Origin of the sequence: Mesorhizobium calcicola (genome assembly GCF_042682105.1) — a bacterium.
In the GTDB taxonomy this organism is placed as follows: domain Bacteria; phylum Pseudomonadota; class Alphaproteobacteria; order Rhizobiales; family Rhizobiaceae; genus Mesorhizobium; species Mesorhizobium calcicola.
Genome location: NZ_JBHUGY010000020.1, coordinates 227,815 through 240,840 on the forward strand (window position 1 = coordinate 227,815; position 13,026 = coordinate 240,840).

Here is a 13,026-nt window from a genome sequence, read left to right on the forward strand (position 1 = left end):
AAAACAGGGACACCGATGCAAACTTCGTTTGGCACCGGTCAGGCAAACAGGGAGAGCACGGATCTGGCGTTCACCGATCCGTTGACCGGGCTTGGCAACCATCGCCGCTTCTTCGACAAGGTCGATCGCCTGATCAGCGACCGTGCCGACGACCCAGCGCCGTTCACCGTCGGCATTCTCGACCTGGACGGCTTCAAGCCGATCAACGACCTGTTCGGCCACAAGGCCGGTGACGATATCCTGGTCCAGGTCGCGATGCGGCTGCGCGCCTCGATGGACGGCCATTCCACCGTCTGCCGCATCGGCGCCGACGAATTCGCCTTCCTCTACCCGATGGTGTTCAGCGAGGAGGCGGCGGCTGAAAAATCCCGCATGCTGATCGAGATTCTTTCGGCGCCCTATGATGTCGGCGAACGCACCGCCAGGCTTTCGGCCTCGGTCGGCTGCTCGCTGTTCTATTCGGGCGACGAGACCACCGAGATCCTCGTCAACAAGGCGGAGACTGCGCTCTATCACGCCAAGCGTTCCGGCCGTGGCCGCGTCGTCGTCTACACCCGCGAGATGGAAGAGGCGGCCAAGCGCGTCACCCGCATCGAACAGGCACTGCGCCGCGCTGTCTCGGCCGGCGAGGTGGAGCCGCACTTCCAGCCCATCGTCGACCTCAACACGCGCCGCACCATCGGCTTCGAGACGCTGGCGCGCTGGACCGATCGCGACCTCGGCTCCGTGCCGCCAACAGTGTTCATTCCCATCGCCGAGGAACGCGGTATCATCGGCCCGCTGTCGCAGCTGGTGCTGCGCAAGGCGACCGAAGCGGCCAGAAGCTGGCCGAAGGACCTGTTCCTGTCGTTCAACCTGTCGCCCTCGCAGCTCGTCGACCAGAACACCGGCCTGCACATACTGGCGATTCTCGACCGCACCGGCTTCGATCCGAGCCGGCTGGAGATCGAGATCACCGAGACCGGCCTGATGAACGATCCTGCCTCGGCCGAGAAGATCGTCGAGGATCTGCGCCGCGTCGGTATCCGCGTTTCGCTCGACGATTTCGGCACCGGCCAGTCTTCGCTCGGCCGCTTGCGTGAATTTCATTTCGACAAGCTCAAGATCGATCGCGCCTTCGTCTCCTCCATTCTCGACGACCGTCCGTCCGAACACATCATTCGCGCCATTCTCGCCATGTGCGAGGGGCTCGGCATGGACGTGGTCGCCGAAGGCATCGAGCAGGAGGCGCAGGCCGACCGCCTGGTCCAGTTCGGCTGCGCCGGCGGGCAAGGCTATCTGTTCGGCAAGCCGGTCGATGCCGATGCCACTCTCGGCTATCTCCGCGATTCCTTCCGCGGTGCCTTGCGCGCCAAGGCGATCTGACCGGCGATCGCGAAGCGGTCCGCAATCCCGATGAGGCCGCTTTGCGCGTCCGGTGCGACGCATTGTCGTTTTGTCCGACATAAGCCCGCAAATCCGCCGTTTCGCCCTTGCCCGCACGACGTGTCTGGCTAGGATGCGCGCCGGTCCGACTACGGCGCCGCGCGTCCTTCACGACGTGCAAAGGGCGCGGTCGGGGTCATGCGCTGGGAGACGACAGATATGATGCCATCGGCGCATTTTGCCGACCTCGAAGGAGCCTCGGTGCTGATCACCGGCGGCGGCTCCGGAATTGGCGCGGCACTGACCGAGGGTTTTGTGCGCCAGGGCGCCAATGTCGCCTTCATCGACATCGCCGATGGCCCCAGCATCGCGCTTGCCGACCGCATCGAGAAAGCGTTCGGCCGCCGGCCGCTGTATCTCAAGACCGACCTGCGCGACGTCGAGGCTCTGCGTGCGTCCGCCGCAAGCGCGGCGCAGGCGCATGGCGATGTCACCGTTCTGGTCAACAATGCGGCCCTCGACGAGCGCCATGCCGTCGAAGACGTGACGGTGGAGTTCTGGGACAACAACCAGGCGATCAATCTGCGGCCGCATTTCTTCACCGCGCAAGCGGTGGCGCCCGGCATGAAGAGGGCCGGCGGTGGCTCGATCATCAATTTCACCTCGACATCCTATCTGATCAATCACCCCGACATGCCGGCCTACACCGCCGCCAAGGCCGGCATTCTCGGCCTCACCAAGGGGCTGGCCGGCAAGCTCGGCGTGGACGGCATCCGCGTCAACGCCATTGCGCCGGGCTGGGTGATCACCGAGCGGCAGAAAGAACTCTGGGTGACCGAACAGGCGCTGGCCGCCCATGTCGCCAAGCAGTGCATCAAGCAGGTGATGCAGCCGGACGATATCGTCGGCACGGTGCTGTTCCTGGCCTCGGACGCCTCGCGCATGCTGACCGCGCAGATGCTGATAGTCGATGGAGGTTTCCTGTGAGCCCAGGGTTTGCCAGCAACGCGCCGGCGGTAGCGGCTGTCGACTGGGGCACGACCCGCATGCGGGTCTGGCTTATCGACAGGGACGGCAAGGTTGTTGCCGAACGTCGCGGCGATGATGGCCTGATCACCGCCCAGCAGAAAGGCTTTGCCACCATTCTCGAAGGGCATCTGGCGGCCATGGCCGCGCCGGAGGCACTGCCCGTCATCATCTGCGGCATGGCCGGCTCGCGCCAGGGCTGGCTCGAGGCGCCCTATGTCGTGGTTCCGGCGCCGATCGGTGCCATCCTGGCGGGTGCCGCCCGGGTGCCCGGCCAGCATCGCGACATCCGCATCGTGCCGGGCCTTGCCCAGCGCCTGGCCGATGCCCCCGACGTCATGCGCGGCGAGGAAACGCAGCTTGCCGGCGCCGGCCTTCCGGTCAACGGACGTGAGCTGGTCTGCATGCCCGGCACTCATTCGAAATGGGTGCTGGTCGAGGACTGCACTGTCACCGGTTTCGGCACCTGGCCGACCGGCGAGCTGTTCTCGGTGCTTGCCGCGCACTCGATCCTGCGCCATTCGCTCGGCGAGCATCCCAAGCCGGTCACCTCGGACAATCCGTTCTTCCGCAGCTGGTGCGAAACCGCATTGACTGAGGCCGGCGATGTCACTTCGAGGTTGTTTTCCATCCGCGCCGCCGGCCTGCTGCAGGATCTGAAAGCGGACGATGCCGCCGCCTGCCTGTCCGGCCTGCTGATCGGTGGCGAGATCGCTTCCGCCAGCCGCCGTCATGGCGCCGGCGCGGAACCGGTCGTGCTGGTCGCCTCCGGCGCGCTCGGAGCGCTTTACCAAACCGCACTCGGCCTCGCCGGACTTAAGGTCCGCACCGTCGATGCCGATGAGGCGGTGCGCGCCGGTCTCATCGAAGCGGCGCGTGAGAACGGCATGATCGCCAGAACCGGAGCAGCCCGATGAGCCAGACCGCACCTTTTCCCAAGCTCAAGCGCGGCCTGGTCGCTATCCTGCGCGGCCTCAAGCCCACTGAGGCGATCGCGATCGGCCAGGCGCTGTTCGACGCCGGCATCGAGGCGATCGAGGTGCCGCTCAATTCCCCGGAGCCGTTCTCGTCGATCGCCCGGATCGTCGAAGTGCTGCCGAAAACGGCACTGGTCGGCGCCGGCACGGTGCTGACATCGGCCGATGTCGATGGCTTGCACAAGGCCGGCGGGCGGCTGCTGGTCAGCCCCAACATCGATGCCGAGGTGATGGCGCGGGCGATGCACTACGGCATGGTGACGATGCCGGGCGTGTTCACGCCGACCGAGGCCTTCCAGGCGATCAGGCTCGGCGCCTCGGCGCTGAAATTCTTCCCGGCGAGCGTGCTCGGCGCGGCAGGCATTTCCGCAATCCGGGCGGTGCTGCCGGCGCAGACATTGGTCGGCGCGGTCGGCGGCGTCTCGGAAAAGGACTTTGCCGGCTACAAGGCGGTGGGGGTGACGGTGTTTGGCCTCGGCTCCAGCCTGTTCAAGCCGGGCATGAGCGTCGGCGAGGTGGCGGTCCGCGCGCATGCCGCCGTCACGGCCTGGGACGCGGTGTTCGGAGAAGCATGATGAGCGAGGTTTCGGTTTTTTCCGATCACATCTGCCAGCTCGGCGAAGGGCCGAGCTACGATCCCGCCACCGATGCGCTGTTCTGGTTCGACATCGTCAACGGTCAGCTTCTGGAAAGGCCCGTGGCCGGCGGCGCGCTGAAAATCCACGAGCTTGGCCAGATGGCAAGCGCCATCGCCATCATCGACGACCAGCGCCAGCTGATCGCCACCGAGACCGGGCTTTATGTCCGCGATGTCGCGACCGGCGCCATGACGCTGCACACGCCGGTCGAGGCCGACAATCCGCTCACCCGCTCGAACGATTCCCGCGTCCATCCCTGCGGCGCCTTTTGGGTCGGCACGATGGGTAAGGACGAGAGCAAGGGTGCGGGCTCGATCTACTGGTTCTTCAAGGGCGAGCTGCGCCGCCTGTTTTCGGACATCACCGTGTCGAACTCGATCTGCTTTTCAGAGGACGGGACGATCGCCTATTACACCGACACCTCGACCGGCCTGTTGATGCGCGTCGCCTGCGATCCAACGACTGGCCTGCCGGTTGGCGAGTCGAAAGTGTTCGTCGACCACCGCTCCTCGAAGGGCTACGTCGACGGCTCCGTCGTCGATCGCGATGGCGTGCTGTGGAATGCCGTCTGGGGCGGCGCGGCGGTGAAGGCCTATTCGCCCGATGGCACATTGTTGCGCGAAATTGCCATGCCGGCGACGCAGGCGTCCTGCCCGGCCTTTGTCGGTGCCAAGGCCGACCGGCTGGCGGTGACCTCGGCCTGGAAGGGCAAGGACGACAAGCAGCGCAAGCTCGACCCGCAGGCGGGCATGACCTTCCTCATCGACACCCCCGTCAACGGCCGGTTCGAACCGCGCGTGCTGATCGCCTGAACCGCGCCCGATTGAACCGCGCTTGCCCGCTGCGTTGTCACGCAACCGTCCGGCCCGGTCGGTTTCGCGGGAGCCGATTGCGCTTCCCGTGCGATGGTAGGCGACGCCTACCGCTGGAAAACCGTGCAAGCCCATGACGAGCCACAAGCCAAGACTGATCCTCGTCCATGAGCCGGAAAAGGCCTGTTTCGACCGTCTCGTCGCCGACGGTCATCAACCGGGGCGTGCCGCCGAAATCGCTTCCTATCTGGCGCAGTCGACCGATCTCGCCCACGAGTTCGATGCGCTTGCCGCCGCTTGCCTCGCACGCGGCCTGTCTTTCGCACCGGTGGCGCTCGACGATGCCGCAAGCGTGCTCGCCGGCGAGCATCTGGGCACGACGCTGGTCTGGACGCTGACCGACGGCATCGCCTATTTCCGCGGCGGCGCGGCACCCGCCCTTGCGAGACTCGGCGGGTTCAAAACGATCGGCGCGGACGATTCGCTGTTCGCGCTCTGCCAGGACAAGTTCCGTGCCGGCGCCGTGCTTGGCGCCCTCGGCCTGCCAGTGCCGCAGGCCGGTCTTGCGCGCGACGGCAAGTGGCTGGTCGAGCCGCCCGCGTCGCCCGCCGGCTGGTTCGTCAAGCCCAACCGGCTTGGCGCCAAGATCGGCATCTGGGCGGATTCGCGCACCAGCGATCTCGGCCACGCACTGGAGCTTAGCCGGCGCGTGTTCGCCGCCTATCGCGACGACGTCGTCGTCCAGCCCTATGTCGCCGGCCGCAACGTGCGCGCCAGTTTCCTCGGCCTGGCGCCAGCCGCCGGGGTCGAAGCGCTTGGCGTGGCCTTTGTCGATTCAGGCGCCGATTTCCAGACCATGGCGGACAGCCTGGCGCTTTACGGCGACACGGGCGAGGCGGCGAAGGCGGCAGGACACTATGCCGAACCGGAGCTCGTCGCGGTCGCCGACAGCCAGCCGCTCGCCGACGCCAGGATTCGCACGATTGCCGGGGGGCTGATGAGCGGGCTCGGCCTGCGCGACGTGTTTTCCATCGATCTCCGCGTCGAGGCCGACGACAAGGTCCACCTCATCGAGTTCGAGGTTTGCCCCGGCCTGCCTTGCTTCGATTTCCGGGCCTACTGCCGCCACCAATGGGGCCTGGAGCTTGCCGACGCCATGGCCGAAACCGCGGCCAGCCGGCTGACCGGTTAGGAACGCCGCGCCGGAATGGATCGCTATCCCCGAGGCATTCCCTCGAATGCCTGCAACGAGGGGTCGATCACATCCCACGCATGGCCGCGGACGGTGTATGTGACGACTTGCGGCTCGAAATCGCCGGGGTCGTCGAGGCTGGTTGCGTGGACGGCGATAAACTCGGGCATGGCGACGAATGTCAGGTAGACCGGCGTTCCGCAGGTCGGGCAGAAGGCATGGACCTTTTCGCTGCCGCTGTCGCCCGCAACCCGCCAGGTGCTTGCCTCGCCGGTGATTGCCATATCGGCCCGGCGGCCGAAGGTCAGATAGGACCCATGGCCGGTGCCCGCGCGCTTCTGGCAATCGAGGCATTGGCAGTGGTTCTGAAAGATCGGCTCGCCGCTTGTTTCATAGCGGATCGCACCGCATGCGCAGCCGCCGGTATAGCGCTTGGTCATTGTCGTTCTCCACTGGCCTGGTTCTGCATGATATCGCGGGGCATCAGGCTGATTTCGGCTTGGCGGAAATGTCGATGCCGCTGCCGGTTTCGAGGAAGGATTTCATGCTGGACAGCACGGCCGGCCATCCCTGGCTGATGCCTTTCGCCATGCCGCTGCCGGCTTCGAGTTCGTCATGGGTGACGGTCAGCCGCACCATTGTGTCGTATTCCTCGATGCCGAACGTCACCCGGCTGTATTGTGATGGATCGTCGGCCTGCGAAGCGTTCGCCCAGGTCATGACGAGGCGGGTCGGCGGCGAGATCTCGACGACCTTGCCGACGAGTTCGACGGTCCGCTGATCATTGGCGCGGATATGTTCCCATTTCGATCCAGGGTTCCAGTCGGAGACGTTCTCGTGGCCCCAGTAGCGCCTTGCGATATCAGGCTTGATGATGGCCTCGAACACCTTTTGCGGCGTCGATCTGATGTAGGTCACGTAGACAAAGCTGGTCGTCTCTCGGGTCATTGGTCCTCTCCTTCGAGTTCTTGTTTCAGATCGTGCAGCAGGCTGAGCCGCTGCCGTTCGAATTTCCGCACCCACCGCTCGTAGACTTCGTGCAGCGGCACGGGGTTGATGAAATGCAGCTTCTCGCGGCCGCGCTTGACCGTGCTCACAAGATTGGCTGCCTCCAGTAGGTCGATGTGCTGGGTGGCGGATTGCCTCGCCATGTCCAGGTTTTCGCAGAGCTGGCCGAGCGCCTGCCCGTTCTTCTCACACAGAAGGTCAAGCAGCCTTCTGCGTGTCGGGTCGCCCAGTGCCTTGAAAACCTTGTCGGCGTCCATCGGCCTCACTCGTTTGTTTGTGAGGCTATATATGCAGGTAAATACCTGCATGTCAACTGGAGCGCGATGCCGAAAAGCGTGAAGCGGTCTTCGGACGACATCATGCTCTATCTCATTGATTTAGAGGCGGATTCAGACCTCAGGTCGTTTCGACCTGAAGTCATCCGGCTCTAGCGGCCCACGCCGTCGCGATCATTTGGACAAAAGACTATTCAGGCTTGGCGGTCGATTGCTGGATAGGCCGTGCGCCGGCCATGTAGCGGTCGTTGTCGAACGGTTCCGCATGGCTGTCGGCCAGGCTCCACAGCTGGCGGCTGGTCCCTGGCAAATCACCCAGGTAAACGTGAAGCGCTCCGGAACGGCCGCCGCCCGTATTTGCAACCGAGTGAACGGTGTCGGGAGCCATGTGCGTCACAGCGGGCGCGACGAAATCCTGCCGCTCAGGAGCCTCTATTTCGTCGCCGGTGGCCGGGTAGATGAAGTTTGTCTCGCTGCCGCGGTAGATGCCGATCAGCGCATCCATCAGGTGGTTGTGCGGCGGATACTGCACGCCGGGAGAGAGCGTGATGTGATAGATCGTCAGGCTGGGGCTCACGTGCAGGAGCAGCTCGTCGTCCTCCTCCTCGTGAACCAGCCTGCCCAGCGAATGGAAACGGTTCGTGTAGAAGCTCAGCACGGCCTTGACTTGCTCGAAGGGAGCGGGGCCTGCCGCCGCGTTGACGATGTCCGTGATGGCAGGATACAGAGGGGAGTCGGCGGATAGGGGCATTCCACAAATCCTATCTGAGATGCTCAGTTAAGATATCTAGGAAGGTCAACGCTAGCCAATACCGATGAAGACGTCAATCGGAGCCAGATGATCCCGAAAAGTGGAATCCGGTTTTCTCGGACAAACGGTTTCCGTTTGTCCAGAGACCATGCCCAAACAAGTGGACAGTGCGGAAACATGAAATCGACGAAAGCCACGCCATCGAACTCGCCTGATTCCCCGGGCGGGACAACGGCGCTGTCGACGGCGGACGTCCTGCGCAGCGAGCAGGCATACGAGCAGTTGAAGAGCGACATCGTCGCCTGCGTCCTGTCGCCTGGCGAAGCCCTGACGGAGAAGCAGATCGAGGCCCGCTACGGGATCAAGAAGGCGACGATCCGCTCGGCGCTGGCCCGCCTCATGCAGGAAGGGCTGGTCAGGAGCGAGCCGCGTCGTGGTTATATCATCACCACGCTGACCTTGCGCGACGTCAGCGAGATCTTTGACGTCCGCGGCCTGATCGAGCCGGAAGTGTTCAGGGTTTCCGCTTCCAGCATCACCGAGCGCGGGCTGGATGACATCAGGCTGGCGGCAAGAAAGGTGCTGAAACCCGAAACGCTGCGCAGCCATGTTGCATTCCTCGCGGCTGACCGTGCCTTTCGCCTGGCGATTGCCGAGCTTTCCGGGAACCTGCGGCTGGCACAGCTCCTCAGTCAGATCCTCGACCAGTCGGAACGGGCGCTCCATCTCGGATTCAAGTCACGCGATTTCACCCAGCTGATCATCGAACAGCAGAAGCAATTGCTGCAGGCCTGCGAGAAGAGCGACGTTCCCGGCATTGTGAAACTTGCCCGCTCGCACTGCCTCGCCCTCAAACACCAGCTGATCGGGGCCTTGCTCGGCGGGGCGAAGCTGAGGGAAGTGAACCTTCAGGACTTCGTCTGAAGTCTGCCGCTCCTAGCTGACCGGGATAGGCCTCAGATGCCTTCGACCAGCACGATCTCGCCGTCGGCGACCTTCTGGCGGATGGCGACCGCGCGCTGATATTCAGGCGAGTGGTAGCAATCATGCGCCGCCGCGAGCGATTCGAACTCGATGATAACGTTGCGCGCCCGCCCGACACCCTCGGCAAGCTCATGCGCACCGCCGCGCGCCAGGAATTTCGCGCCGAAGCGGTCGAAGGCCAGCTTTGAGGCGGCGACGTACTCCTTGTAGCCTTCCGCGTCGCGCACATCGACGCGCGCGATCCAGTATCCCTTGGGCATTCTTCTTCTCCCTGTTTCTGTCGGTGCAGACGAGGACCGGTTTTGAAAGTCGCTCCGGCGAGACGGTTGGCGGTGTTTTCGAGAACCGGAGCGGAGCGTACTTAAAGTACGTGAGCACCGGAAGCGCAGAAAACGCCGTCAGGCGACCGCCGGAGTAGAGTTTCAGAACTGGTCCTTACGCCGAGCGCATTTCGGCGATGATGGCTTCCGCCGCCGCGCGCCTGTCGACCGACGCGACGATCGGTCGGCCAACGACGAGATGGCTGGCGCCGTTGCGGATCGCTTGTGCCGGCGTCACCACGCGCTTCTGGTCGCCATGGTCGCTGCCCGCCGGCCGGATGCCGGGCGTCACCACCGCCATGTCGGGCCCGACGATGAGGCGCACCGCTTCGGCTTCCGCGGCCGAGCAGACGATACCGCCCATACCGGCATGCAGCGCCTGCTCCGATCGCCTCAGCACCAGCGTGTGCGGGTCATACTCATAGCCGACATCGATCATGTCCTGCTCGTCCATCGAGGTCAGCACGCTGACCGCCAGCAGGCAAAGCTCGCTGCCACGCGCTGCGTCCACCGCCGCGCGCATCGCCTTTGGATAGGCGTGGACGGTCAACATGGTCACGCCCATCTTGACGATGTTCTCGACGCCCTTGGCCACCGTGTGGTCGATGTCGAGCAGCTTCATGTCGAGGAAGATCTTCGTTCCGCCGCTGGCCAGTTCCCTGGCGAAGTCGAGCCCGCCGGCGAAGGCCAGCTGATAGCCGATCTTGTAGAAGGAGACGACGCCGTCGAGTTCGCGCACCGCCTTCTCGGCCTCCTGCACGGTCGGCACGTCGAGGCCGACGATCAGTCTCTGCTGCATCGATTGGGCCTGTATCGATTGGGCCTGCATGGGTTTGGTGTGCATGGATTTGGTCCGCATGGTATCGGCGATCACGCCTCGACCCGGGTGGACAGCATGCGCGAGGTTTCGATCAGCGTGCGACATAGGTGCTCCATCGATTTGTACAGTCTTTCGTCACGGAAATTGCCGTCCTCGTCGAAGGCGCTGCCGCCCTCGGGCACCGAGCATTCCGGCGTCACCACCTCCATCTGACAACGCACCAGCACGGCGCGCAGGTGGTTGATGCAGCGGATCCCGGCAAAGCGGCCGTAGGAGGATGAGCAGAGGCCAGCCACCTTGCCGGCAAGCGGCCTGACCGGCCTGCCGCCATCCCTGCGCATCAGGCTCACCCAGTCGATCGTGTTCTTGAGCAGCGGCGGAATGGAGCCGTTATATTCGGGCGTGGCGATCAGCAGCCCGTCATGGGCGATGACCAGGCGGCCGAGCTTCAGGGCGTTTTCGGGAACGCCTTTTTCCTTTTCCAGGTCCTCGTCGAGGATCGGCAGCGGATAGTCGGCGAGCGAGATGCGGGTCACCTCGGCGCCTTGCATGGCAAGTTCCTTTTGCGCCACATCGGCGGTCCTGCCGCTGTAGGCGCCGCTGCGCACCGAGCCGGCGAAGACGAGGATTTTCGGGATCACTGCCATTGGCCACCTTGTTCCCGGACAGGTACAGGCAAGGGCAGCTCAAATCAACGCATCGGCCCAAGATTCGAACCTGATTTGGGCCACATGCGTGACGGGTGTGTTGAGATTCAGGTCAGGCCGCGCCGCAGGTTTGCAGGGCGGCCTCGCCTGAATATCGACACACCCCTAATGCGCCTCGCGCCGGTAGATCCACAGCTGCGTCGGCGGGATGTTGCGGAAGATGAAATCGAAATGCTTGACCGTGTAGTCGCCACGGCCGGCCGGGATCGGCGACATCGGGCCATAGGTCAGCTGCACGATCGGCCGTCCGACCGGGATGCGGTCGAGCAGGCTCTCGATATAGGCGATGCGCTGGGCGACCGGGAAGTTGAGCAGCGGCACGCCGGAAACGACGGAATCGAAGATCATCCCGCTCTTGTCGCCGAGCGTGGCGTTGAGATTGAAGGCATCGCCCTCGATGACGTTGACGCCGGGATAGAGCTGCCGCAGGTGCCGGACGAAATCGGTGGAATATTCGACCGCGTAGAGGTTTTCGGGCCGTACCCCCTGGGCCAGGATGGCGCGGGTGATGACGCCGGTGCCGGGACCGACCTCGAGCACGGGCAGGCCGGATTTCGGATCGACGATCGAGGCCATCTTGCGGGCGGTGATCGAGCTGGTCGGCACGATCGAGCCGACCGTCTTTGGCTTGTCGATCCAGCCCTTGAAGAATTTGAGCTCGTCATCGAACTTTTCGGCAAGCGCCTTTCGCAGTCCGGGACGTGTCATGCAAGTTCTCCTCAGCACTCCCCGTAAGTTACTTAACACCTGAGCGGCGCAAGGCAAGATGCGACCAGACGCATGTCGTGGATAAGATAAGTTTCGTCCCGTCTCAAGACGCGACGCATTTCATGGATTCACGCGGGCGTGCTTTGGATTTCTGGTCCATGCATCTCGTTGTCGCAAAACCGGTTCCCGCTTTTGGGCGACATGCATCAACTCTCGCCGAAGGACTCGAAGAAATCCTTCATGCGGGCGAAAAAGCCGCTCGACTGGGGCGAATTGTCCTGTGAGGAGAGCTGTTCGAACTCCTCCAGCAGCTCGCGCTGGCGGCGGGTGAGGTTCTGCGGCGTCTCGACCGCGGTCTGGATGTAGAGGTCGCCGACATTGGGCTGGCGCAGCACCGGCATGCCCTTGCCCTTGAGACGGAACTGGCGTCCGTTCTGGGTGCCTTCCGGCACTTTCACCTTGGTCTGGCTGCCGTCCAGCGTCGTCACCTCGAAGGAGCCGCCTAGGGCCGCCGTCGTCATCGAGATCGGTACCTTGCAGTAGAGGTCGGCGCCGTCGCGCTGGAAGAACTCATGCGGCTTCACCGCCAGGAAAATATAGAGGTCGCCCGACGGTCCGCCGCGCAGGCCGGCCTCGCCCTCATTGGCAAGGCGGATGCGGGTGCCGTCCTCGATGCCGGCCGGGATGTTGACCGACAGCGAACGCTCTTCGGTGACGCGGCCCTGGCCGGCGCATTTCGGGCATGGGTCCTTGATGGTCTGGCCGCGCCCCTGGCATTGCGGACAGGTGCGCTCGATCGAAAAGAAGCCTTGCGTGGCGCGCACCTTGCCGTGGCCGTTGCACATCGAGCAGGTGACAGGCTGGGTGCCCGGCTTGGCGCCGCTGCCCGAGCATTCCGAGCAGGAGATCGACGCCGGCACGCGGATCTGCGCGGTCTTGCCGGCAAAGGCCTCTTCCAGCGAGATTTCCATATTGTAGCGCAGATCGGCGCCGCGCTCGCGGCCACCCGACGAGCGGCGCTGGCGCCCGCCCATCATGTCGCCGAAAATATCCTCGAAAATGTCGGCGAAGCCACCGGCGCCAAAGCCCTGCGCGCCGCCATTCATGCCGCCCTGTTCGAAGGCCGCGTGGCCGAAACGGTCATAGGCCGCGCGCTTCTGCGGGTCCTTCAGCGTCTCATAGGCTTCGTTGATTTCCTTGAACTTGTGCTCGCAGGAATGATCGCCGGGGTTGCGGTCGGGATGGAACTGCATGGCGAGCTTGCGGAAAGCGCTCTTGAGCTCCTTCTCGTCAGCGCCTTTCTGCACGCCCAGCGTTTCGTAGAAATCAGCTTTCATTTTTTCCCGCTGTCCGGATGCTCAACGTCTTGAAGCATTGTTGCGTCTTTTGCCGGCACTGACGCTTCGATTTAGGTGCGATGGAACCGCGATGCCAGTGTCGACG

Annotated in this window: 16 protein-coding genes; 7 read left to right on the forward strand and 9 right to left on the reverse strand. The window is 64.0% G+C overall.

The features are described from left to right. The first annotated feature begins 15 nt into the window (after positions 1-15). The 6 genes from ACFSQT_RS13145 (at position 16) to ACFSQT_RS13170 (ending at position 6,010) form a co-directional block, all read left to right on the forward strand. Positions 16-1,365, forward strand: coding sequence for a putative bifunctional diguanylate cyclase/phosphodiesterase (locus ACFSQT_RS13145; protein ID WP_379019161.1), 1,350 nt, complete (start codon positions 16-18; stop codon positions 1,363-1,365). A gap of 219 nt (positions 1,366-1,584) precedes the next feature. Then, positions 1,585-2,352 (forward strand): SDR family NAD(P)-dependent oxidoreductase, encoded by a 768-nt coding sequence (locus tag ACFSQT_RS13150; protein ID WP_379019163.1) that lies wholly within the window; start codon positions 1,585-1,587, stop codon positions 2,350-2,352. Continuing rightward, positions 2,349-3,308 carry a 2-dehydro-3-deoxygalactonokinase gene (locus tag ACFSQT_RS13155; RefSeq protein WP_379019165.1) on the forward strand — a complete coding sequence of 320 codons (960 nt, stop codon included), beginning with the start codon at positions 2,349-2,351 and terminating at the stop codon, positions 3,306-3,308. The genes ACFSQT_RS13150 and ACFSQT_RS13155 overlap by 4 nt, the downstream gene beginning before the upstream one ends. Then, complete coding sequence (locus tag ACFSQT_RS13160) at positions 3,305-3,943, forward strand: 2-dehydro-3-deoxy-6-phosphogalactonate aldolase (RefSeq protein WP_379019167.1); 639 nt, start codon at positions 3,305-3,307, stop codon at positions 3,941-3,943. Before ACFSQT_RS13155 ends, ACFSQT_RS13160 begins: the two co-directional genes overlap by 4 nt. After that, the gene (locus ACFSQT_RS13165; RefSeq protein ID WP_379019169.1) at positions 3,943-4,818 is read left to right on the forward strand and encodes an SMP-30/gluconolactonase/LRE family protein; all 876 of its coding nucleotides are present in this window, start codon (positions 3,943-3,945) and stop codon (positions 4,816-4,818) included. The genes ACFSQT_RS13160 and ACFSQT_RS13165 overlap by 1 nt, the downstream gene beginning before the upstream one ends. Positions 4,819-4,951: 133 nt before the next feature. Beyond that, the gene (locus tag ACFSQT_RS13170; RefSeq protein WP_379019171.1) at positions 4,952-6,010 is read left to right on the forward strand and encodes a D-alanine--D-alanine ligase family protein; all 1,059 of its coding nucleotides are present in this window, start codon (positions 4,952-4,954) and stop codon (positions 6,008-6,010) included. A 23-nt stretch (positions 6,011-6,033) separates the two neighbouring features. On the opposite strand, the gene ACFSQT_RS13175 is transcribed toward ACFSQT_RS13170, so the two are convergent. The 4 genes from ACFSQT_RS13175 to ACFSQT_RS13190 form a co-directional block, all read right to left on the reverse strand. Beyond that, entirely contained in the window at positions 6,034-6,450 is a 417-nt protein-coding gene (locus tag ACFSQT_RS13175) for a GFA family protein (RefSeq protein WP_379019173.1), read from the reverse strand. 43 nt (positions 6,451-6,493) lie between these two features. Then, positions 6,494-6,958 carry an SRPBCC family protein gene (locus tag ACFSQT_RS13180; RefSeq protein WP_379019175.1) on the reverse strand — a complete coding sequence of 155 codons (465 nt, stop codon included), beginning with the start codon at positions 6,956-6,958 and terminating at the stop codon, positions 6,494-6,496. Beyond that, the gene (locus ACFSQT_RS13185; protein WP_379019177.1) at positions 6,955-7,275 is read right to left on the reverse strand and encodes an ArsR/SmtB family transcription factor; all 321 of its coding nucleotides are present in this window, start codon (positions 7,273-7,275) and stop codon (positions 6,955-6,957) included. Before ACFSQT_RS13185 ends, ACFSQT_RS13180 begins: the two co-directional genes overlap by 4 nt. A 208-nt stretch (positions 7,276-7,483) precedes the next feature. Continuing rightward, positions 7,484-8,044, reverse strand: coding sequence for an autotransporter (locus ACFSQT_RS13190; protein ID WP_379019179.1), 561 nt, complete (start codon positions 8,042-8,044; stop codon positions 7,484-7,486). A 177-nt stretch (positions 8,045-8,221) separates the two neighbouring features. On the opposite strand from ACFSQT_RS13190, the gene ACFSQT_RS13195 reads away from it, so the two are divergent. Continuing rightward, entirely contained in the window at positions 8,222-8,968 is a 747-nt protein-coding gene (locus tag ACFSQT_RS13195) for a GntR family transcriptional regulator (RefSeq protein ID WP_379019181.1), read from the forward strand. A gap of 32 nt (positions 8,969-9,000) precedes the next feature. On the opposite strand, the gene ACFSQT_RS13200 is transcribed toward ACFSQT_RS13195, so the two are convergent. The 5 genes from ACFSQT_RS13200 to dnaJ all read right to left on the reverse strand — a co-directional run bounded on the left by ACFSQT_RS13200 (position 9,001) and on the right by dnaJ (position 12,920). Then, positions 9,001-9,288, reverse strand: a complete 288-nt coding sequence (locus ACFSQT_RS13200; protein ID WP_379019183.1) for a DUF1330 domain-containing protein — start codon at positions 9,286-9,288, stop codon at positions 9,001-9,003. 175 nt (positions 9,289-9,463) lie between these two features. Next, positions 9,464-10,177, reverse strand: coding sequence for an orotidine-5'-phosphate decarboxylase (gene pyrF / locus ACFSQT_RS13205; RefSeq protein ID WP_379019430.1), 714 nt, complete (start codon positions 10,175-10,177; stop codon positions 9,464-9,466). Positions 10,178-10,218: 41 nt separating this feature from the next. Further along, positions 10,219-10,815, reverse strand: coding sequence for an NADPH-dependent FMN reductase (locus ACFSQT_RS13210; RefSeq protein ID WP_379019185.1), 597 nt, complete (start codon positions 10,813-10,815; stop codon positions 10,219-10,221). Between the two features lie 165 nt (positions 10,816-10,980). Beyond that, a complete protein-coding gene (gene pmtA, locus ACFSQT_RS13215) occupies positions 10,981-11,583 on the reverse strand; it encodes a phospholipid N-methyltransferase PmtA (RefSeq protein ID WP_379019187.1) in 603 nt (200 codons plus the stop codon). A 206-nt stretch (positions 11,584-11,789) separates the two neighbouring features. After that, a complete protein-coding gene (gene dnaJ / locus ACFSQT_RS13220) occupies positions 11,790-12,920 on the reverse strand; it encodes a molecular chaperone DnaJ (protein ID WP_379019189.1) in 1,131 nt (376 codons plus the stop codon). Positions 12,921-13,026: the final 106 nt, after the last annotated feature.